Here is a 20,415-nt window from a genome sequence, read left to right on the forward strand (position 1 = left end):
CCCACACCTACCGGTACGTAAGCGCCACCCCCCCCCCCCCCCCCCTCCCGCCCCCCCCCCCCCCCCCCTCCCCCCCCCCTCTCCCCCCCCCCTCCCCCCCCCCCCCCCCCCCCCCCCCACGGGGGGGGCCGCCCCCCCCCCCCCCCCCCCCCCCGGGCCCCTTCTGCTCGTTCCGGGACCGCCGAGGGGGCGCAATGACCGACCAGGACTTCACGCCCGGGCTCACACCCGGCCACCTCGGTGCGCCGGTGCTCGAACCCGAGGGCCGTCCGCCGGGCGCGCCCCGTCCTCGCCACGATGCGCCGGATCCGCACCGCCGGCGCAACGGGCTCGCCTGCGGGCTGACCGCGCTCGCCCTGGTGGTCGTCTTCGGCGGGGCCGGTCTGACCGGGTACACCTGGCTGCAGGGACAGCAGAAGCCGCCGGCCGCCGCCGACTACCACGGGGCGGGCACCGGCGACGTCCAGGTCTCGGTGCCCGAGGGCGCCGGGCTCACCCAGATCGCCTCCGCGCTGGTGCGCAACGGCGTGGTGGCCAGCTCGCTGGCCTTCACCCGGGCGGCCAAGGGCAGCGCGGCCGCCGCCGGGCGGATCCAGCCCGGCACCTACACGCTGAAGCAGAAGATGTCGGCGGCCGCCGCGCTGGCGATCCTGGTCGACCCCGCCAACGCCAACGGCCTGACCATCCCCGAGGGCTGGCGCGGCAACCAGATCTACGCGGCGATCGACAAGAAGCTGGACCTGCCCGAGGGCACCACGCAACGGGCCGCCCAGGAGCAGGGCGCCGAGCTGGGGCTGCCGGAGTTCGCCAAGGGCAGCCCGGAGGGGTACCTCTTCCCCGCGACGTACAGCGTGACCGACGGGACCACCGCGGTGGACCTGCTGAAGCAGATGGTGGAGCGGGCCGGCAAGGAGTTCGCCCGGGACGACGCGGAGGTCGTCGCGCAGAACCTCGGGCAGAGCCTGTACGGGCTGGTGACCATCGCCAGCATGGTGCAGGGCGAGGCGGACAACACCGAGGACATGGCCAAGGTGGCCCGGGTGATCTACAACCGGCTGGCCAAGAACATGCCGCTGCAACTGGACTCCACCATCAACTACGCGCTCGGGCGCTCGACGCTGAACACCACCGTCACGGAGACCAAGCTGGACTCCCCGTACAACACGTACCTGCACACCGGACTGCCGCCGACGCCGATCGGCAACCCCGGGCGGCAGGCGATCATGGCGGCGGTGGACCCGGCGCAGGGGGACTGGCTCTACTTCGTCACCGTGAAGCCGGGGGACACCCGGTTCACCGACAGTTTCGACGTGCAGCAGCGCAACGTGGCCGAGTTCAACGCCGCCCGGGCCGCGCAGCCGAGCCCGTCGGCGAGCGGTTCGGGCGGTGCCTCCGCGGGGGCGAGCGGCAGTCAGCCGACGGGTGCGCCGACCGCTCCGGGCGGGCAGTGAGGGCACATCGCCCCTGCCGGAGGCCAGGCTGCGGTACGGTAACGTCTCCCTCCAGGCGCTGCAGTAGCACGCCGGTTCGAGAATCAGCCGGGACGCCGTCCCGGACGGCCGGTCCGATCCTCCGGCCGTCTCCGTCGGTGTAAGGGGATCAATGACCGATCTGGGTCGGGGCTACGGCCCCCAGGGCTCCGAGCCGTGGCACCCCGGTGACCCCGGGTACGGCGGCCAGCAGCCGGTCCCCGGGCCGACGGACGACCAGTGGCAGCAGCCCCAGCAGTACGGCGGTCAGGCTTTCGTCGACCAGCAGGGGTACCCGCAGCAGATGCAGCAGGCGGCGCAGCAGCAGGGTTACCCCCAGCAGGGCTACCCGCAGCAGGCGTACCCGGGCGGCCAGCCCCAGCAGCCCCAGCAGTACGGGGGACAGCAGTTCGCGCAGGGACAGCAGCAGGCCCAGCAGTACGGCGGTCAGGCCTTCGGCGACCAGCAGGGGTACCCGCAGCAGGGGCACGGCGGGGGTCAGGGCTTCCCGGGTGGGCAGGGGTACCAGGACCAGCAGCAGGGATACCCGCAGCAGGGGTTCCCCGGGCAGCAGCAGAGCGCTCCCGGGTACCAGGGGCAGCAGCAGGGGTACTCGCAGCAGGGCATGCCGCAGCAGGGCATGCCGCAGTCGGGTATGAACCAGCAGGGCGCGCCCCAGCCCGGGATGCCGCAGCAGCCCGGTCAGCAGCGGGTGCCGGGCGAGCAGGCTCCGGGCGGGCAGGTGCCGGGCGGGCGGGCCTCGCGACGCCGGCGGCCCGAGCCCGAGCGGCCCGCCGGTCCCGGCCCGGACGGCATCGACTGGGAGGCGGAGGCCGCCGCGCTGGAGGCCGGCGGCCGGCCGGCGGAGGCCGAGCCCGAGCAGGCCGAGGCCGAGTGGGACGAGCACCAGGACGACTACGCCGAGGACGGCGGGGACGACCAGAACGGTTTCCTCGGCGAGGAGGACAACTCCCGCGAGGGCAAGAAGAAGCGCAAGGAGAAGGGCAAGAAGTCCGGCCGCCGCAACGGTGGCGCCTGCCTGCTGGTCGCGCTGGTGATGGTCGGCGGCGTGGCCGGCGCGGGCTGGTGGGGGTACGGCTTCTACCAGGACCACTTCGGGCCGCCCCCGGACTTCACCGGCCAGGGCAGCGGCTCGGTCATGGTGGAGATCAAGAAGGGTGCCGTCGGGGCCGAGATGGGCAAGACGCTCAAGGAGGCCGGCGTGGTCAAGAGCATCGAGGCCTTCACCCAGGCGTGCGGGAAGAACCCGAAGTGCACCACCATCCAGTACGGCACTTACACCATGCCCAAGGAGATGTCGGCCGAGGCCGCCGTCACCAACCTGGTGGAGGCGAACGGCGGTGAGAAGCTGATCGTCCAGGAGGGGCTGACGGCCGCCGCCACCTACGCCAAGATCGACGACAAGCTGCAGCTGGCCAAGGGCACCACGGCCGAGGTGGCCAAGGCGCAGCTGGGCAGCCTCGGTCTGCCCGCGTACGCCAACGGCAACATCGAGGGCTTCCTCTGGCCGGCCCGCTACTCGATCGCCTCGGGCATGAAGCCCGAGGACCTGCTCAAGCAGATGGTGAAGAACGCCGTCGACCGCTACGCGGGGCTGGACGCGGAGGCCGCCAAGATCGGCCTCAAGACCGGCTACGAGGTGGTCATCGAGGCGAGCATCCTCCAGGCCGAGGGCAACAACCCCGACGACTTCGCCAAGATGGCCCGGACGATCCAGAACCGGCTGGCCGACACGGGCAAGATCGACGGCAAGCTCGGCATGGACACCACGCTGCAGTACTCGCTGGGCCGCAAGGTGCTGGACAAGAAGGACATCAACGACGCCTCCAACAAGTACAACACCTACATCAACGCGGGCCTGCCGCCCGGGCCGATCTCCAACCCGGGTGACGCGGCGCTCAAGGCGGTGCTGAACCCGGCGGACGGCAAGTGGCTGTACTTCATCGCGATGGACCCGAAGAACACCCGCTTCTCGGAGACGGACAAGCAGTTCGCGGCCGATGTCGAGGAGTACTGCAAGGCGGCCGGCCAGGGCTTCGACAAGGTGGCCGTCCACTGCACCACCAAGTAGCCCTGACGGGCCAGTAGTTCACGGAGCAACAGCGTTGACCAGCAAGCACCGGGCCGCCGTCCTCGGCTCGCCGATCGCCCACTCGCTCTCGCCGCACCTGCACCGCGCCGCCTTCGCGGCGCTCGGGCTGGACGGTTGGCGCTACGACGCCTTCGAGGTGGACGAGGCCGGGCTGCCCGGCTTCCTCGCCGGGCTGGACGCGGAGCGGTGGGCGGGCCTGTCGCTCACCATGCCGCTGAAGCGGGCGGTCATCCCGCTGCTCGACGAGGTGAGCGCGACCGCGCGCTCGGTCGACGCGGTGAACACGGTGGTCTTCACCGCCGACGGGCGGCGCACCGGGGACAACACCGACATCCCGGGCCTCGTCAACGCCCTGCGCGAGCGCGGCATCACCGAAGTGGCGGGGGCGGCGGTGCTGGGTGCCGGGGCCACCGCCTCGTCGGCGCTGGCGGCGCTGGCCCAGATCTGCACCGGCGAGGTGACGGTCTACGTCCGCAGCGCCGAGCGGGCCCGGGAGATGGCCGAGCTGGGTGAGCGCCTGGGGGTGACCGTGCGCACCGCCGACTGGGAGCGGGGCGCCGAGGCGCTCGCGCAGCCGCTCACCGTGTCGACCACGCCCGCGGGAGCGACGGACGCGTTCGCCGCCGGGCTGCCCGCCGTGCCCGGCGCGCTGTTCGACGTGCTCTACCACCCGTGGCCCACGGCGCTGGCCGCCGCCTGCGCCGAGCGCGGCGCCGCCGTGCTGGGCGGCCTGGACCTGCTCGTCCACCAGGCGGTCCTGCAGAACGAGCGGTTCACCGGCCGCGCGCCCGGGCCGCTGGCGGCCATCCGGGCCGCGGGTGAGGCGGCGCTCGCCGGCCGCTGACGCGGTGCGCGCGGGGCGGCGGGCGGTGCCGCCCGGGCATGTCGTGCCGGGGTGGCGTGTCGTGCCGGATCGGCACGCTGTGTCATGTCGGCGTGTCGTGCCGCAAGGGCGTGTTATGGCACCCTGGCGCGTCGTGCCGGCTCGACCTGGCATGCCCGTCCCGCGTGTCGTGCCACCCCGGCGTGCCGTGCCGCGGCGAGGGGTCCGGCCGTGCTCCCGGCGGGGCCCGGGTGCTCCGCCGGCCACCGCGTCCGAGGGTCGACCGGTTGCTGTCCGTCACCCGGACTCTGCTCCCGGGCATGCCGACGGCATGAAAGGATCCAGGGACAGAGGAAGCACGCCCGGGCGGGTCATGGCAAGTGCCGTGACCGGTCCGCTGATGAAGGAGCTCCGTTGGGTACGTTGCGCTGGCTGACGGCGGGGGAGTCGCACGGTCCGGCACTGGTCGCGACGCTGGAGGGCCTGCCCGCCGGTGTTCCGGTGACCACCGCGGTGGTGGCCGAGGCGCTGGCGCGCCGACGGCTGGGCTACGGCCGTGGCGCCCGGATGAAGTTCGAGCAGGACGAGGTGACCTTCCTCGGCGGCGTGCGGCACGGCGAGACCATGGGCAGCCCGGTGGCCGTGATGGTCGGCAACACCGAGTGGCCGAAGTGGGAGCAGGTCATGTCGGCCGATCCGGTCGACCCGGAGGTGCTGGCGGGGCTGGCCCGCAACGAGGCGCTGACCCGCCCCCGGCCGGGCCACGCGGACCTGGCGGGCATGCAGAAGTACTCGATCGAGGAGGCCCGGCCGATCCTGGAGCGCGCGAGCGCCCGGGAGACGGCGGCCCGGGTCGCGCTGGGCGCGGTCGCGCGCGCCTACCTCAAGGAGACCTGCGGGATCGAGATCGTCAGCCATGTGGTGGAGCTGGCGGGCGCGAAGGCCCCCGCCGGGGTGCTGCCGCTGCCCTCCGACGAGGCGCGCCTCGACGAGGACCCGGTGCGCTGCCTGGACGCCGACGCGTCGAAGGCGATGGTCGCGGAGATCGACCAGGCCCACAAGGACGGCGACACCCTGGGCGGGGTCGTCGAGGTGCTGGCCTACGGCGTGCCGGTCGGCCTCGGCTCGCACGTGCATTGGGACCGCCGGCTGGACGCGCGGCTGGCCGCCGCGCTGATGGGGATCCAGGCGATCAAGGGCGTCGAGGTCGGCGACGGCTTCGAGCTGGCCCGGGTGCCGGGTTCGCAGGCGCACGACGAGATCGTGCCGACCCCGGAGGGCGTCAAGCGGACGTCGGGCCGGTCGGGCGGTACCGAGGGCGGCCTGTCGACGGGTGAGTTGCTCCGGGTGCGGGCGGCGATGAAGCCGATCGCGACCGTGCCGCGCGCGCTGCAGACGCTGGACGTGCGGACGGGCGAGCCGGCCAAGGCCCACCACCAGCGCTCCGACGTGTGCGCGGTGCCCGCGGCGGGGATCGTCGCCGAGGCGATGGTCGCGCTGGTGCTGGCGGACGCGGTGAACGAGAAGTTCGGTGGCGACCACGTCAGCGAGACCCGCCGCAACGTCCAGGGGTACCTGGACAACCTGATCGTCCGATGAGCGCGCCCCTGGTGGTGCTGGTCGGCCCGCCCGGCAGTGGCAAGTCCACCGTCGGACGGGACCTCGCCGAGCGCCTGGGCGTCGCCTTCCGGGACACCGACGCCGATGTCGAACGGTCGGCCGGCAAGCCGATCCCGGAGATCTTCATCGACGAGGGCGAGCCGCACTTCCGCGAACTGGAGGCGGCCGCCGTGCGCAGCGCCGCCCGGGACCACGACGGCGTGCTGGCGCTGGGGGGCGGTGCGGTGATGGCCGAGGCCACCAGGGCGCTGCTGCGCGAGCTGCCGGTGGTGTTCCTGGAGGTCCCGCCGGCGGACGCCGTCCGGAGGGTGGGGCTGGACGCGCCGCGGCCGCTGCTCGCGGTCAACCCGCGGGCGCGTTGGCGTGAGTTGATGGAGGCGCGTCGGCCCCTGTACCTGGAGGTGGCCACCGCCGTCGTCGACACCGCGGGCCGCACCCCCGGGCAGGTCGCGGACGCCGTAATGGAAGCACTGGAGCTGAAGACCCCCCATGAGTGACATCGTCAGGATTCACGTCGGCGGCAGCGCGGGCCACGACCCGTACGACGTGCTGATCGGACACCAGCTGCTCGGCGAGTTGGGGCAGCTGATCGGGACCCGCGCCAAGCGGGTCGCGCTGATCCACCCCGAAGGACTGGCCGCCACGGCCGACGCCATCCGCGAGGACCTGCTGGGCGAGGGCTACGAGGCGATCGTGCTCCAGGTGCCCAACGCCGAGGACGCCAAGAGCGCCGAGGTCGCCGCGTACTGCTGGTCGGTGCTCGGCCAGACCGGCTTCACCCGCAGCGACGTGATCGTCGGCCTCGGCGGCGGCACCACCACCGACCTGGCCGGCTTCGTCGCGGCCACCTGGCTGCGCGGGGTGCGCTGGGTGTCCATGCCCACCACGCTGCTCGGCATGGTGGACGCGGCGGTCGGCGGCAAGACCGGCATCAACATCGCCGAGGGCAAGAACATGGTCGGCGCCTTCCACCCGCCGGTGGGCGTGCTGGCGGACCTCGACACCCTGGAGACGGTGCCCCGGCACGACTACGTCTCCGGTCTCGCCGAGGTCATCAAGTGCGGTTTCATCGCCGACCCGGTCATCCTGGACCTCATCGAGGCGGACCCGGAGGGCGCCAGGAGCCCCGCCGGGCCGCACACCGTCGAGCTGATCCGGCGGGCCGTCCAGGTCAAGGCCGACGTGGTCTCCGGGGACCTCAAGGAGTCCGGCCAGCGCGAGATCCTCAACTACGGCCACACCCTCGGCCACGCCATCGAGCGCAACGAGCGTTACAAGTGGCGGCACGGCGCGGCGATCTCGATCGGGATGGTCTTCGCCGCCGAACTCGGCCGCCTGGCCGGCCGGCTGGACGACGAGACGGCCGACCGGCACCGCACCGTGCTGGCCTCGGTCGGCCTGCCGCTGAGCTACCGCGCGGACGCCTGGCCGAAGCTGCTGGACGCCATGAAGATCGACAAGAAGTCGCGCGGCGACCTGCTGCGCTTCATCGTCCTGGACGGCCTCGGCCGGACCTCCATGCTGGAGGGCCCCGACCCGTCCCTGCTGGTCGCCGCCTACGCGGAGGTCTCCTCGTGACCCGGGTGATGGTGCTCAACGGCCCCAACCTCGGCCGGCTGGGCAGCCGCGAGCCGGACGTCTACGGCGCCACCTCCTACGCCGGGCTGGTCGAGCGCTGCACCGTGCTCGGCAAGGAGCTCGGCTTCGAGGTCGAGGTGCACGAGACCAACTCCGAGCAGCAGATGGTGGAGTGGCTGCACGAGGCGGCCGACGGCGGGGTGCCCGTGGTGATCAACCCGGGGGCCTTCACCCACTACTCGTACGCGATGCGCGACGCCGCCGCCCAGCGGACCGCGCCGCTGATCGAGGTGCACATCTCCAACCCGTACGCCCGGGAGACCTTCCGGCACACCTCGGTGATCGCCGCGGTCGCCTCCGGCACCATCGCCGGATTCGGCCTGGGCTCGTACGAGCTGGCACTGCGGGCGCTCGGCGGGCAGCTCACCGCACGCTGACACCCGGGCCGGGGTACCGGATCGGCGCGGCCCCGGCCGGCCCGATCCGGTACCCCGGCCCTCGTCAGCGGCCCGGCGGCGGACTGTGCCCGCTGCGGGACCGCCGTGTAGTGTCCCCGCTGAAAGAAGTCGGGAGGTGACCGTGACGCAGTACGCCGGGGGTGGACAAGTCCCCCCACGTCCCGTCGCTCCGCCGGCCCCGCCGTACTCCGGCAGTGCCACCGTCGCACCGCCCGCCGGTGGCGCGCCGGGCGCGTCCCGGGGAGTGCCGCGGGCGGCGGCCCACGCCGAATCCGTCCGCCACGGCGCGGACCGGTCCGCGCGCGAGCCCGCCGGTCGGCCCCCGTACGCCGGTCGCCCGGTCGTGCCGCCGGCCGGTACCCCGGCGGCCCCCGTCGCACCGCCCGCGCCGGCGCGGCCCGTGCCGCCGTCGGCTCCCACCGCCGCGGCGCCCGCGCCGGTTCCGGCCGGCGGCACCGGGCACTTCCTGCTGCCGTCCGGCGCGCCCGTCCAGCTCCCGGTCCACCCCGCGCAGCCGCACCTGCCGTCCGGGCCACTCGCCGTGCTGCTGATCGGACCGGCCGGCGCGGGCAAGACCACCGTCGCCCGGCACTGGGCCGAGCGGCGGCCCACGCCCACCGCCCACATCAGCCTCGACGACGTCCGCGAGTGGGTGCAGTCCGGCTTCGCCAACCCGCAGTCCGGCTGGAACAACGCCTCCGAGGCGCAGTACCGGCTGGCCCGCCGCACCTGCGGCTTCGCCTGCCGCAACTACCTGGCCAACGGCATCTCCTGCATCATCGACGACGCGGTCTTCCCGGACCGCCCGGCGATCGGCCTCGGCGGCTGGAAGCGGCACATCGGCCCGGGGATGATCCCGGTCGTGCTGCTGCCCAGCCTGGACTCCGTGCTGAGCCGCAACGCCCGGCGCAGTGGCAACCGGCGGCTGAGCGACGAGGAGGTGGCCCGGATCCACGGCCGGATGGCCGGCTGGTACAACTCCGGGCTGCCGATCATCGACAACTCCCAGCTGGACGTCGCGGCCACCGCCGCCGAGCTGGACCGGGTGATCCTGGCCCGGCTGATGGGCATCCCGGTCCGCTGAGGCCCGGGCCGCCCGGGGCTGTTCCGGGCGGCTCCGGCGCTGCCCCGCGCGCGGATTCGGTACCGCCTGCCGGGAGCCCGCGACGGCCGGCGGCCCGGCCGGGCCTGTCGGTGCGGGCTGCGATGATGGGGGCATCCTGTCGCACACCCGGGGGAGCTGACGCCCGTGCCGGAAGGCCACATCATCCACCGCCTCGCCGCCGAGAACGCCAGGGCCTTCGGCGGCCGCCCGGTCCGTGCGAGCAGCCCGCAGGGCCGGTTCGCGGACGGCGCGAAGCTGGTCGACGGGCAGGTGCTGACCGGGGCGGAGGCCATCGGCAAGCACCTCTTCCTCGGCTTCGAGGACGAGGCCTGGGTGCACATCCACCTCGGCCTCTACGGTGGGTTCGCCTTCGGCGAGGGCCCCGCGCCCGAGCCGGTCGGCCTGGTCCGGCTGCGCCTGGCGAACGACGACGCCTACGCCGATCTGCGCGGTCCCAACACCTGTGCGCTGATCACCGATGCCGAGAAGGCCGCCGTCGCGGCGCGCCTCGGCCCCGACCCGCTGCGGGCCGACGCCGATCCGGAGCCGGCCTGGCGGCGGATATCCGGCAGCCGGACGACGATCGCGGCACTGCTGATGGACCAGAAGGTGCTGGCCGGCGTGGGCAACGTCTACCGCGCCGAGGTGCTGTTCCGGCACGGCATCGACCCGCACCGGGCCGGGCGCGACCTCGGCCGGGCCGAGTGGGACGCCGTCTGGGCCGACCTGGTCGCGCTGATGCGCGAGGGCGTCGGCGCGGGGCGGATCGACACCGTCCGCCCCGAGCACACCCCCGAGGCGATGGGCCGCCCGCCGCGGGTGGACGACCACGGCGGCGAGGTCTACGTCTACCGCCGGGCCGGCATGCCCTGCCTGGTCTGCGGCACCGAGGTCCGGACCGAGGCGCACGCCGCGCGCAACCTCTTCTGGTGCCCCACCTGCCAGCGGGCCTGAGGCGGCGCCGGCTGCCCGGCGCCGCCCGGGCAGCACCGCGGGCGGTCGCGGGGCTGCCGGGGGAGGGGCGCGGTCAGCCGTCCGCCCCGGTACGGGCGACCGCCAGGGCGGCGGCCGCGGCGGCCAGGCAGAGCGGGGTGTAGAACGCCAGGTTGAGCCGGTAGAAGGCCGAGCCGGTGTCGACGCCGACCCCGGTGGCCCAGAGCAGCCCGGCCAGCCCGCGGGCGAGCAGTCCGGCGGCCACCGCGCGCGGCCCCCAGCGCAGTGCCACCGCCGGCAGCCGGCGGGCCGCGCCGTCCAACAGGCCGCCGCGGGCGAGCACCAGGGCCGAGCCGGAGAACAACAGCGCCGCGAGCGGCAGGACGACCGGCGGGGTGAACGGCACCTCGGCGTTGAGCACCGCCCGGGAGAGTGACGCCGGGTCGGCGGCCGGCCAGGTGCGGCCGGTGGCCCAGTAGACGTGCAGCAGGGCGTCGGCGGCGAGCAGGCCGGCGACGGCGAGGGCGGCGGTACGGCGACGGTTCACGGTGGTCCTCCGGGGGTTCCGACGGTGGGTCACCCCGCAGGAGCGGCCCGCCCGGCCGGACGTTCCCGTGACGAGCGTCACAGCGGGAAGTCGGGGGAGGGAGGGAACGTCCGGCCGGTCCGGCGCCTCTGATGCGGGTGTGGATGGTCCCGACACCCGAACCGCCGACCGGCTCGCCGGCCTGGTCCGTGCCGCCCAGCGCGGCGACCAGCTGGCCGTCAGCGAGCTGCTGGAGCTGGTCGCGCCCTATGTCCGCCGGCTCTGCGGTCCGATCGCGCTGGACGACGGCCCCGACGCGACGCAGGAGGCGCTGATCGCCGTCTTCCGCAAGCTGGGCCAGCTCCAGGACCCGGCCGCGCTGTTCGGCTGGGTCCGCTCGATCGCCGTGCGGGAGGCCGTCCGGCACGTCCGGCGGGTCGCCCGCTGCGTCCCGGCCGACCTCTCCGAGCTGCCCCGCCCCGGCGACCCGCAGCTGGCCACCGACATCCAGGACGTCCTCGCCCGGCTGACGCCGGAGCACCGCGCCGTGCTGGTGCTGCGCGACCTGGAGGGGCTCGACGAGCGGTCCACCGCAGAACTGCTGGGCGTGGCCCCCGGCACCGTGAAGTCCCGGCTCTCCCGGGCCCGGCTCGGCTTTCGAAGGGCGTGGCAGCAGTGAGCGCACCGATTCCCTGGCCGACGGCGGCCTTCGACCCGGTTCGCCGGCTGCATGTGATCGCCGCCGTCACCCCCGGCGCCGCCGTCCGGGAGGCGCTGCTCGACGCGCCGTTCGAGCGGGTCTGGGCGGCCGCGGCCGACCTGGAGGAGGGGCTCCCGCGCTGGCTGCCGGACATCCGGTCGGTCCGCGTGGCCGGGAGCCCGGCGGGCGGTCGCACCGAGGCGCTGGTGACCGGCCACACCCGGCTGCGGGCCCGTTTCGACGTCGAGCTGACGCCCGGGTGGTGCCTGATGCGCAGCCGCTTCCTGCTGGGCGGGATGGCGGCCCGCCCCGAGGCCGGAGGCACCCGCTTCGCCTTCCTCGGCGCGTTCCGGCTCCCCGGCGCGGGCCTGCTCGACCGGGCCCTGCGGCCCGCGACGGACCCGCTGGCCCGGCGCTCGCTGGAGCGCTTCGAACAGCTGGTGCGGGAGGGGGTGCGGGAGGGGTGAGGCGGGCCCCGGGCGCGACGGCCCGGGGCGCCGGGTCGGTGTTCCGCGGGCGGAGCCGGTCGGCCGGGAGCCGGTCAGCCGGCCGCGGCGGCCCGGGGTGCGGAGGGCTCGCCGCCGGTGGCGTCGCTCCCGGTGGCGGGCTCGCCGTGCTCGTGGTGGTCCGCGGCGGCGCACTCGTCGAGGAGGGGGCGCAGGGCCTCGTCCACGAGCCGGTAGCGCACCACGCGGCCGTCCTTGTCGCCGGTGACCACACCCGCGGTGCGCAGCAGCCGCAGCGCCTGCGAGACGGCCGGGTCGCGCATGCCGGTGGCGACGGCCAGGTCGGTGACGGCGAGCGGCCCGGCCCGGTGCAGGGCGAGCAGCAGGGCGAGCCGCCCCGGGTCGGCGAGCAGCGAGAACCGCTCGGCCCAGGACCGGACGTGCCCGGGGTCGCCGATCGCGGCGATGGCCTCGCAGACCCGGTGCCCGTCGATGGTGCGGTGGCCCGCGCGGTCGGCCGGTACGAGATGCATGCGGACATTGTTGCAGCCCGTGGCTGTGATCCTGGACACCTGCGCAGGTGCGCAGCCTTGCAAGGGTGAGGTGCGGCCCCCTACGGTGTTGCCCGCCGTGGTGTTCGGGAAGACCGGTGACGGACCCTCAGGGTCCGGAGTCCGGAGCGGCCCTCGCCACTGTGATCGGGGGAGTCGTCCGTATCCACGACGCCACTGGGCGCCTCGCGCGCCTGGGAAGGCGGATCCGGAAGCCCCGTCAGCCAGGAGACCGGCCACGGCATCTCACGAACGTCTTTCCACGAGGTGCTGGAGCGTGATCCGAAGATGACCCTGCCCGAAACCGCCGCTGTTCCCGCGGCGTCCTCCGCCCTGCCGAGCTTCCGCTGGCGGCGCGAGGACACCCTCCGCACGGCCGGGTTGATGGGGGTGATCCTGGCCATGCACGTAGTGGCGTTCGGGACGCTGATCTTCCTGGTCGCCCCGGAGAAGTACGAGGTCGGTACCCAGGTCTTCGGGGTGGGCCTGGGCATCACCGCCTACACCCTCGGCATGCGGCACGCCTTCGACGCCGACCACATCGCGGTGATCGACAACACCACCCGCAAGCTCATGGCGGACGGCAAGCGGCCCGTCTCGGTGGGCTTCTGGTTCGCGCTCGGCCACTCCTCGATGGTGGTCCTGATGGCCGCCCTGGTGGCGGGCGGCGCCCAGCTGGCCAGCACGCTGATGGACGACGAGTCCACCACGCACCAGTGGCTCGGCGTGGTCGGCACCTCCGCGTCCGGTGTCTTCCTCTACCTGATCGGCGCGCTCAACCTGGCGGCGCTGTTCGGCATCCTCAAGGTGTTCCGGTCGATGCGGGCCGGTCGGTTCGACGAGGCCGAGCTGGAGGAGCACCTCAACTCGCGCGGTCTGATGGCCCGGGTGCTGAACCGGGCGACCCGCTCGATCACCCGGCCCGGCCAGATGTTCCCGGTCGGCATGGTGCTCGGTCTCGGCTTCGACACCGCGACCGAGGTGACCCTGATGGTGATGGCCGGCTCCGGCGCGGCCGCCGGGCTGCCCTGGTACGCGATCGTCTGCCTGCCGCTGCTGTTCGCGTCCGGGATGAGCCTGTTCGACACGCTGGACGGGACGTTCATGAACTTCGCGTACCAGTGGGCGTTCTCCAACCCGGTGCGCAAGGTGTACTACAACCTGACCATCACCGGGCTGTCGATCGCGGTGGCGTTCATCATCGGCACCATCGAGCTGGTCGCCGTGCTGCACGAGAAGCTGGACCTCACCGACCCGGTCAGCGGCTGGATCGCGGACATCTCGCTGGACAACGTCGGCTACGCGATCGTCGGGCTGTTCGTGGTGGTCTGGGGGGCGGCGATCGCCTACTGGCGCCTCGCCGGCGTCGAACAGCGCTGGAGCCCGAAGCCGGTGGTACCGGCCGACGGGGTGCCCGCCCAGGGGGCGGCGGCCGACGAGGCCGCCGGGGTCACCACGTAGTCGGCCCCGACGGCCCGCGGCACCGCGGTGTCACGAGGCGGGGCCCACCCGGTCCGTTCGGGTGGGCGCCGCCTCGCCGTGGTCCGCGGGTCCTGCCGGGCCCACGGGGGAGGTCAGCGCTCCTCGCGGAAGTCGACGTGCCGGCGCGCGACCGGGTCGTACTTGCGCAGCACCAGCCGGTCGGCGTCGGTGCGGCGGTTCTTGCGGGTCACATAGGTGAAGCCGGTCTCGGCCGTGGACCTGAGCTTGACGACGGGGCGCAGTTCGCTGCGGGCCATGGTTCTCCTCCTCCGAGGGGTGGGCGGTCGGGAAACGGCCTCCACCGAAATGGAAGTCGTTTTCACCGGGTCCAACACGGCCTCCGCCCCGCCCATTCCCCGGCGGGCGGTGGCGGCCCTGGTCGGCCGCGCGACCGCGTACGCGCCGGGGCTCGTCGGGCGGCGCGCGCTCCCGCCGGCGGCTCCGGTCGTTCCGGTCCGCCGCCCGCACCGTCCGTTCGGGTGCGCGGCCGGTCGACCGGCCTTGGCGCCCCGGCGCCGGGGCGGCGCCGGGGCCCGACGCCGCACCGGCGGACCGGCCGGGTGTCCGGCCAGGGCCGTCCTGGTCCGGTCGGATCCGCTCGGCGGGCGGATCGGAGTGGGGCTCCGTAGGCTCGACGCATGTCTGATGCGTACGCGGTCCGGCGGGAGCGTCTGAGGGAGCACGGCAGTGCGGCCGGGGCCGATGCGGCGCTGATCACCCGGGCGGCGAACGTGCGGTACCTGACCGGTTGCCCGCCGTGCGGCGCGACGCTGCTGCTCACCCGGGAGCGGGCGCTGCTGGCGCTGCCGGACGACCTGCCGCCGGACGACACCGGTGAGCACCTGATCGTCGAGGACGTCACCCGGGTGCCGGTGGCGGCGGGCGCCGACACCGCGCTGGCGGCCGCCGCGGCCGCGGCCCGGCTGGGGGTGGCCGACCTGGCGGTGGAGGAGCACGACCTGACCGTCGCCCGGCACCGCGCCGTGGCGGGTCTGGCGGAGGGCGTCCGGCTGGCCGACCTCGGCCGGGCGGTCGAACAGCTGCGGGTGATCAAGGACGAGCACGAGATCGCGGACCTGCGGATCGCCGCCGAGATCGCCGACCAGGCGCTCGGCGAACTGCTGGAGTCGATCCTGGTCGGCCGGACCGAGCGGCACCTGGCGATGGAGCTGGAACGCCGGATGATCGACCACGGCGCGGACCGGGCGGCCTTCCCGGTCTCGGTCGGCACCGGCAGCCACTCCGGCCAGCAGTCCCACCAGCCCACCGACCGGCGGGTGGAGGAGGGTGACTTCCTCACCGTCGTCCTGGGTGCCCAGTACCGCGGGTACGGCGTCTCGACCGCCCGGACCTTCGTGATCGGCGCGGCCCCCGCGCCCTGGCAGGTCGAACTGCACCGCCTGGTGTTCCGGGCCCAGCGGGCCGGGCGGGAGGCGCTCGGTCCGGGCGTCGAACAGTACGTGCCCGACCAGGCCGCCCGGGAGATCCTCCACGCGGCCGGGCACACCGAGAGCTCGCCGCACCCCGTCGGTCACGGCATCGGGCTGGAGATCCGGGAGGCCCCGCGCCTCGGGCCGTCGGACATGGGTAAACTGGACAGCCGCGTGCCGGTCACCGTCGGTCCAGGGGTTCACCTCCCGGGGCGGGGCGGTGTCCGGATCGAGGACACGCTCGTGGTGCGCCCCCTCGAAGAGGGCGGGCCCGAGCTGCTCACCATCACCACCAAGGAGCTCCTCGCCCTGTGACCCGCGACCGCCCGAGGCGGCCGGGGGCGGCAGGACGCACCCCTTGGTTCCTTGACAGCTATATCCAGGAGTAAGTGCGCCCGTGGCTTCCACGAACGATCTCAAGAACGGCATGGTTCTCAAGCTGGAGGGCGGCAAGCTCTGGTCCGTCGTCGAGTTCCAGCACGTCAAGCCCGGTAAGGGCCCGGCCTTCGTGCGCACCAAGCTCAAGGAGGTCCTGACGGGCAAGGTCGTCGACAAGACCTTCAACGCCGGCACCAAGGTCGAGACCGCCAACGTCGACAAGCGTGGCATGCAGTTCTCGTACAAGGACGGCGAGAACTTCGTGTTCATGGACACGGACACCTACGACCAGACCACGATCGAGCCCGCCGTCGTCGGCGACGCCGCGAAGTACCTGCTGGAGGGCTTCGAGGCCCTGGTCGCCATGTACGAGGGTGCCCCCCTGTACATCGAGCTCCCGGCCTCGGTCGAGCTGACCATCTCCCACACCGAGCCGGGCGTCCAGGGCGACCGCTCCACCGGTGGCTCCAAGCCGGCCACCCTGGAGACCGGCGCCGAGATCGCCGTGCCGCTGTTCATCGTGACCGGTGAGAAGATCAAGGTCGACACCCGCGACGGCAGCTACCTCGGCCGGGTGAAGTAAGTCCGTGTCGGCCGCACGCAGCAAGGCCCGTACGCGAGCCTTCCAGATCCTCTTCGAGGCCGACCACCGCGGGGTCGACCCGCAGCGGGTCCTCGCCGACTGGGTGGCCCGTGCCCGGGAGCCCAAGCCGGACGAGGGCACCCCGCAGGTCGGTGAGTACACCATGGAGCTGATCGAGGGGTACGTCCAGCACGCCCGCCGGATCGACGACCTCATCTCCGAGTACGCGGTGGGCTGGACGCTCGACCGGATGCCGATCGTGGACCGCAACGTCCTGCGGCTCGGTGCGTACGAGCTGATCTGGGAGGACGGCGTCCCGGACGCGGTCGTCCTGGACGAGGCCGTCGAGATCGCCAAGGAGTTCTCCACGGACGACTCCCCGGCCTTCGTCAACGGCCTGCTCGCCCGCTTCCTGGAGCTCAAGCCGAGCATCCGCCGGTAGGCGGCACTCCGACGCACGGCCGCCGGACCCGACAGGGTCCGGCGGCCGTCGTGCGTTGGGGCAGGGTGGCGTATGTTGGGACCCTACTCGCCAGTAACCTGGTGCTCCGGTGACCCACGCGCACCGGTGACCCCGCAGCGAAGGGCAGGCCACCCCCCATGACCACGGCGATCCGCAGCGAGTTCGACCAGGGCATCGCCCTCACCAGGCACCCGGCCGAGCCGGGCCGCTACGACGGCGAACTGGGCGCCGGCTGGCAGATCGGCGGCGGCGTCAACGGCGGGCTGCTGCTCGCGATGGCGGGCCACGCCCTCTCGCTGGAGCATGGCGACCACGCCGACCCGGTCTCGATCAGCGGTTACTACCTCTCCGCCTCCCACCCCGGCCCGGTCACCGTCCGTACCGAGGTGCTCCGCACCGGCCGCTCGCTCTCCACCGGCACCGCCTCGCTCAGCCAGGACGGCGTGGAGCGGCTGCGCGTGGTGGCCACCCACGGCGACCTCGCCGACGCCGGCGGCGACGTGCGGACCACCGCCCAGCCGCCGCAGCTGCCGCCGCCGGACCAGTGCGTGGGCGTGGAGCACGCCCCCAAGCAGCTGATCGAGCAGGCCGCCCTCCTGGAGCGGTTCGACCTGCGGCTCGACCCGGCGACCATCGGCTGGGCGCTCGGGCAGCCCTCCGGCAACGGCCGGATCCAGGGCTGGTTCCGGCTCGCCGACGGCCGGGAGCCCGACCCGCTGCTGCTCCTGCTGGTCGCCGACGCGCTGCCGCCGGTCACCTTCGACCTCGGGATGCCCGGCTGGGCCCCCACCATCGAGCTGACCGTCCACCTGCGGGCGAAGCCGGCGCCCGGCTGGCTGCGCGTCACCCACGCCACCCGCAACGTGGCCGGCGGCTACTTCGAGGAGGACGCCGAGGTCTGGGACGAGTCTGGCCGCCTGGTCGCCCAGTCGCGTCAGCTCGCCCGGGTGCCGCGGCAGGCCTGACCGCCGCCGTCCCGCGGCCCGCCGCGCCCGGCCGCCCGCCGGGTACGGCGCGGTCCGGCGGGTTGCGCCGACCGGGTGACGTGCCTCGCCTCACGGTCGGTTACATTCCTGTGACACGCCGTACGTGTGCGACACCCGGGGCTGGGGAGGACAACGGTCGGCGGCACCCCTGCCGCCGCCGACCGCCACCGCCCCAGGAGCCTCCGATGAGCCGCAACGGCCGCGCCCGCCGCACCCCCGACTGCTCCGCCGCCGGCCCCCGCCCCCGCGCGCGGCTGCGGCACGAGCGGCGCCGGGCGGACGGCGCGGGGCAGGCCTTCGTCATCGGGGTGCTGACCAGCGCCGCCGACTTCGAGCGCGCCGCCGCCTGGCGCCTCTGCGACGCCCCGGACTACGAGACCTACCTGCGGGACACCGCCGACCTGCTCGCCGAGGCCCGGCGCGGCTTCGACACCGTCCGGGCCCGGATGTTCCACCCGCAGGACTTCGAGGAGTTCTGCCTGCTGCACGGCCTCGACCCGGCCGAGCCGGGCGCCCGCGACCGCTACCTGGTCAATCCGCCGCTGCAGACCCAGCTCCTCGCCTACCAGGGCGAGGACCTCGCCGGGGACTTCCTGCCCCGGCTGGTCCGGGCCCGCGAGAACGGGCTGACGCTGCGCCACGCGGACCTGCTGCTGGACGGCGGGCTCTACGAGGAGCACGGCCGGGCCGTCCGGGAGGCCTACCAGCGCGGCGCCGAGGTGTTCCGGCGGATGCTGGTCGGCGCGGGCAGCGGGGTCTACGAGCTGCGCCTCGCGGTGGACGCCCCCGGTGGCCGGCTGACGGCCGCGGCCCGGGTGCTCCAGTGGGAGGACGGCGTGGTGCGGATCAACGACGAGGACCTGGAGCTGGTTTGCGCGGTGCTCTGCGCGGGGCTGGCCCGGGAGCTGCCGGGGCTGGCGGTGCTGCACGGCACGCAGGGCTCGGCGGCGGCCTGCGGAGCCGGTGACGGGGCTGCCGGCCCCACCGGTGACGGAACCACCGACCGGTCCTTCCGTGGGGCGGCCTGGGCCTGGTCCAGCGCTGGGCAGGGCTGGGCGCCGACCGCGGCCGCGGTGCGGCTGGAGGGCGTGGCGGCCGAGCCCGGCTACAGCCTGGGCACGGTCCGCTGAGGCCGCCGGAGCGGCCCGGGCGGCCCGGGCCGGCTTCGGCCCGGGGCCGGACGCGCGACGGCGCGGCCCCCGTTCCGGGGCACCGCGCCGTGACGTTTCTGCTTGGCCCTGCCCGTTCCTGCTGGTGGGAGGCGGTGGGAGCCGGTGGGGGCGAGCCTCAGCTCGCCTCCTCCTCGCGCACCGCACGGCGCGCGTCGGGGTTCAGCACGCCCCAGGAGATCAGCTGCTCGGTCAGGATCGACGGCGACTGGTCGTAGATCACGGCCAGCGTGCGCAGGTCGTCCTGGCGGATCGAGAGCACCTTGCCGTTGTAGTCACCGCGCTGGCTCTGGATGGTCGCCGCGTAGCGCTGCAGCGGACCGGCCTTCTCGGACGGGACCTGGGTCAGTCTCTCCAGGTCCAGCACGAGGCGCGGCGGCGGCTCGGCCGCACCACCGGGCGTACCGCCGGGCAGCAGCTCCTGGACCGGAACGCCGTAGAACTCCGCCAGCTCGGCCAGCCGCTGCACGGTGACCGCACGGTCACCGCGCTCGTACGAGCCGACGACGACTGCCTTCCAGCGCCCCTGGGACTTCTCCTCGACACCGTGCAGGGAGAGCCCCTGCTGAGTGCGGATCGCTCGGAGTTTTCCTCCGAGTTGCTTCGCGTAGTCGCTGGACATTGGTCTCCCCGGACGAGATTGCTTCGCGTTCAGTGGTGGGTCACGGGCGATTGTCGACGTCGTTACCGGTGGGTTCGACGCCAGTCTCGTAACTCACTGTGAGGTTACGTAGAGTGAGGTAGCTGCGTCAAGCCGAATGGGGCAGTCGTGCGAATGGCCCGCGTCCGCGGTGCGTCGCGGACGTTAACCCGGTGAAGCGGAATGATGGACGCCGGTTTGCCGTCGGGCGCGCTGGTACGATGGCGGGAGCCCGCGCCGCGTCGGCGGGGGCGTTCCAGACATCCTTTAAGGCCCGTCCAGTGAGGCGGGGAAGGAGGTCCGCTTCGGCATGACCACACATCACGAACCGACGCCGCGCCCGCCGCACCAGGTGCTGGACGGCACGGACATCGCCCGGGTGATCACCCGGATAGCGCACGAGATCGTCGAGCGCGCCAAGGGCGCGGAGGACGTCGTGCTGCTCGGCATCCACACCAGGGGCGTGCACCTCGCCCGCCGGCTGCGCGACCGGCTGACCCAGATCACCGGCCGGGAGATCCCGTTCGGGACGCTGGACATCACCATGTACCGGGACGACCTGCGGCTGAAGCCCGCCCGGGCCCTGGAGCACACCGAGATCCCGGCCGGCGGCATCGACGGCAGGCTCGTCGTCCTGGTCGACGACGTGCTCTTCTCGGGCCGCACCATCCGCGCCGCGCTCGACGCGCTCAGCGACATCGGCCGCCCGCGCGCCGTCCAGCTCGCCGTCCTGGTCGACCGCGGCCACCGCGAGCTGCCGATCCGCGCCGACTACGTGGGCAAGAACCTCCCCACCTCGCTGCGCGAGGCCGTGCAGGTCCGCCTCGCGGACAGCGACGGCGTGGACGCCGTGCTGGTCGGCGACCGCGACCACGCGGACGCGTCGCGCCCCCCGCGCAGTGAGCGCAGCTCGCAGGCCCTGGCCGCCCGGCCGTCCGAACCGCACCTCCCGGAGTAACCCG

Annotated in this window: 21 protein-coding genes, 1 pseudogene and 1 riboswitch; of the genes and pseudogenes, 18 read left to right on the top strand and 4 right to left on the bottom strand. The window is 74.1% G+C overall.

Annotated elements, in window-relative coordinates:
• Window positions 1-194: 194 nt before the first annotated feature.
• The 9 genes from mltG (ACZ4UX_RS35125) to ACZ4UX_RS35165 all read left to right on the top strand — a co-directional run bounded on the left by mltG (ACZ4UX_RS35125) (window position 195) and on the right by ACZ4UX_RS35165 (window position 10,120).
• The gene (gene mltG / locus ACZ4UX_RS35125; protein ID WP_465709606.1) at window positions 195-1,451 is read left to right on the top strand and encodes an endolytic transglycosylase MltG; all 1,257 of its coding nucleotides are present in this window, start codon (window positions 195-197) and stop codon (window positions 1,449-1,451) included.
• Between the two features lie 151 nt (window positions 1,452-1,602).
• Window positions 1,603-3,561, top strand: coding sequence for an endolytic transglycosylase MltG (mltG, locus tag ACZ4UX_RS35130; RefSeq protein ID WP_465709607.1), 1,959 nt, complete (start codon window positions 1,603-1,605; stop codon window positions 3,559-3,561).
• A 34-nt stretch (window positions 3,562-3,595) separates the two neighbouring features.
• The gene (locus tag ACZ4UX_RS35135; RefSeq protein WP_465709608.1) at window positions 3,596-4,426 is read left to right on the top strand and encodes a shikimate dehydrogenase; all 831 of its coding nucleotides are present in this window, start codon (window positions 3,596-3,598) and stop codon (window positions 4,424-4,426) included.
• A gap of 393 nt (window positions 4,427-4,819) precedes the next feature.
• The gene (gene aroC / locus ACZ4UX_RS35140; RefSeq protein ID WP_329486794.1) at window positions 4,820-6,004 is read left to right on the top strand and encodes a chorismate synthase; all 1,185 of its coding nucleotides are present in this window, start codon (window positions 4,820-4,822) and stop codon (window positions 6,002-6,004) included.
• Window positions 6,001-6,522, top strand: coding sequence for a shikimate kinase (locus ACZ4UX_RS35145; protein WP_352293308.1), 522 nt, complete (start codon window positions 6,001-6,003; stop codon window positions 6,520-6,522). Before aroC ends, ACZ4UX_RS35145 begins: the two co-directional genes overlap by 4 nt.
• Window positions 6,515-7,603 (top strand): 3-dehydroquinate synthase, encoded by a 1,089-nt coding sequence (gene aroB, locus ACZ4UX_RS35150; RefSeq protein WP_329486792.1) that lies wholly within the window; start codon window positions 6,515-6,517, stop codon window positions 7,601-7,603. Before ACZ4UX_RS35145 ends, aroB begins: the two co-directional genes overlap by 8 nt.
• 8 nt (window positions 7,604-7,611) lie before the next feature.
• The gene (gene aroQ, locus ACZ4UX_RS35155; protein ID WP_329492047.1) at window positions 7,612-8,040 is read left to right on the top strand and encodes a type II 3-dehydroquinate dehydratase; all 429 of its coding nucleotides are present in this window, start codon (window positions 7,612-7,614) and stop codon (window positions 8,038-8,040) included.
• Between the two features lie 142 nt (window positions 8,041-8,182).
• A complete protein-coding gene (locus tag ACZ4UX_RS35160) occupies window positions 8,183-9,145 on the top strand; it encodes an AAA family ATPase (RefSeq protein ID WP_465709635.1) in 963 nt (320 codons plus the stop codon).
• Between the two features lie 165 nt (window positions 9,146-9,310).
• Window positions 9,311-10,120 carry an Fpg/Nei family DNA glycosylase gene (locus tag ACZ4UX_RS35165; protein WP_465709609.1) on the top strand — a complete coding sequence of 270 codons (810 nt, stop codon included), beginning with the start codon at window positions 9,311-9,313 and terminating at the stop codon, window positions 10,118-10,120.
• Window positions 10,121-10,193: 73 nt separating this feature from the next.
• On the opposite strand, the gene ACZ4UX_RS35170 is transcribed toward ACZ4UX_RS35165, so the two are convergent.
• The gene (locus ACZ4UX_RS35170; RefSeq protein WP_329486789.1) at window positions 10,194-10,646 is read right to left on the bottom strand and encodes a DUF3995 domain-containing protein; all 453 of its coding nucleotides are present in this window, start codon (window positions 10,644-10,646) and stop codon (window positions 10,194-10,196) included.
• A 139-nt stretch (window positions 10,647-10,785) separates the two neighbouring features.
• On the opposite strand from ACZ4UX_RS35170, the gene ACZ4UX_RS35175 reads away from it, so the two are divergent.
• On the top strand, window positions 10,786-11,304 hold the full coding sequence (locus ACZ4UX_RS35175) for an RNA polymerase sigma factor (protein WP_329486788.1): 519 nt from the start codon (window positions 10,786-10,788) through the stop codon (window positions 11,302-11,304).
• Window positions 11,301-11,792, top strand: a complete 492-nt coding sequence (locus ACZ4UX_RS35180; RefSeq protein ID WP_465709610.1) for an SRPBCC family protein — start codon at window positions 11,301-11,303, stop codon at window positions 11,790-11,792. Before ACZ4UX_RS35175 ends, ACZ4UX_RS35180 begins: the two co-directional genes overlap by 4 nt.
• Window positions 11,793-11,965: 173 nt before the next feature.
• On the opposite strand, the pseudogene ACZ4UX_RS35185 reads toward ACZ4UX_RS35180, so the two are convergent.
• Window positions 11,966-12,304: pseudogene (locus ACZ4UX_RS35185) on the bottom strand (ArsR/SmtB family transcription factor); the annotation flags it as partial.
• 81 nt (window positions 12,305-12,385) lie between these two features.
• A riboswitch (cobalamin riboswitch) is annotated at window positions 12,386-12,577 on the top strand.
• A 33-nt stretch (window positions 12,578-12,610) separates the two neighbouring features.
• Between ACZ4UX_RS35185 and nicT the strand changes: the two are divergent.
• Window positions 12,611-13,783: a Nickel transporter NicT gene (gene nicT, locus ACZ4UX_RS35190; RefSeq protein ID WP_465709611.1), complete on the top strand. Its 1,173-nt coding sequence runs from the start codon at window positions 12,611-12,613 to the stop codon at window positions 13,781-13,783.
• A gap of 113 nt (window positions 13,784-13,896) precedes the next feature.
• Here nicT and rpmG read toward each other — a convergent pair whose 3' ends face one another.
• Window positions 13,897-14,061, bottom strand: coding sequence for a 50S ribosomal protein L33 (rpmG, locus tag ACZ4UX_RS35195; protein ID WP_329486785.1), 165 nt, complete (start codon window positions 14,059-14,061; stop codon window positions 13,897-13,899).
• 381 nt (window positions 14,062-14,442) lie between these two features.
• Here rpmG and ACZ4UX_RS35200 point away from each other — a divergent pair, with 381 nt between their 5' ends.
• From ACZ4UX_RS35200 to ACZ4UX_RS35220, 5 genes are all read left to right on the top strand, one after another.
• Complete coding sequence (locus tag ACZ4UX_RS35200; protein WP_329486784.1) at window positions 14,443-15,549, top strand: M24 family metallopeptidase; 1,107 nt, start codon at window positions 14,443-14,445, stop codon at window positions 15,547-15,549.
• Window positions 15,550-15,631: 82 nt separating this feature from the next.
• Window positions 15,632-16,195, top strand: coding sequence for an elongation factor P (efp, locus tag ACZ4UX_RS35205; RefSeq protein WP_329486783.1), 564 nt, complete (start codon window positions 15,632-15,634; stop codon window positions 16,193-16,195).
• 4 nt (window positions 16,196-16,199) lie between these two features.
• Complete coding sequence (nusB, locus tag ACZ4UX_RS35210; protein ID WP_329486782.1) at window positions 16,200-16,637, top strand: transcription antitermination factor NusB; 438 nt, start codon at window positions 16,200-16,202, stop codon at window positions 16,635-16,637.
• A 158-nt stretch (window positions 16,638-16,795) separates the two neighbouring features.
• Window positions 16,796-17,623 (top strand): thioesterase family protein, encoded by an 828-nt coding sequence (locus ACZ4UX_RS35215; RefSeq protein ID WP_465709612.1) that lies wholly within the window; start codon window positions 16,796-16,798, stop codon window positions 17,621-17,623.
• Between the two features lie 206 nt (window positions 17,624-17,829).
• On the top strand, window positions 17,830-18,774 hold the full coding sequence (locus ACZ4UX_RS35220) for a hypothetical protein (protein WP_465709613.1): 945 nt from the start codon (window positions 17,830-17,832) through the stop codon (window positions 18,772-18,774).
• Between the two features lie 157 nt (window positions 18,775-18,931).
• Here the strand turns inward: ACZ4UX_RS35220 and bldD are convergent, their stop codons facing one another.
• Window positions 18,932-19,435, bottom strand: a complete 504-nt coding sequence (bldD, locus tag ACZ4UX_RS35225; RefSeq protein WP_031072501.1) for a transcriptional regulator BldD — start codon at window positions 19,433-19,435, stop codon at window positions 18,932-18,934.
• 328 nt (window positions 19,436-19,763) lie between these two features.
• Between bldD and pyrR the strand changes: the two genes are divergently transcribed.
• A complete protein-coding gene (pyrR, locus tag ACZ4UX_RS35230; RefSeq protein ID WP_329486779.1) occupies window positions 19,764-20,411 on the top strand; it encodes a bifunctional pyr operon transcriptional regulator/uracil phosphoribosyltransferase PyrR in 648 nt (215 codons plus the stop codon).
• Window positions 20,412-20,415: the final 4 nt, after the last annotated feature.

Source organism: Kitasatospora sp. NPDC028961 (genome assembly GCF_055564815.1).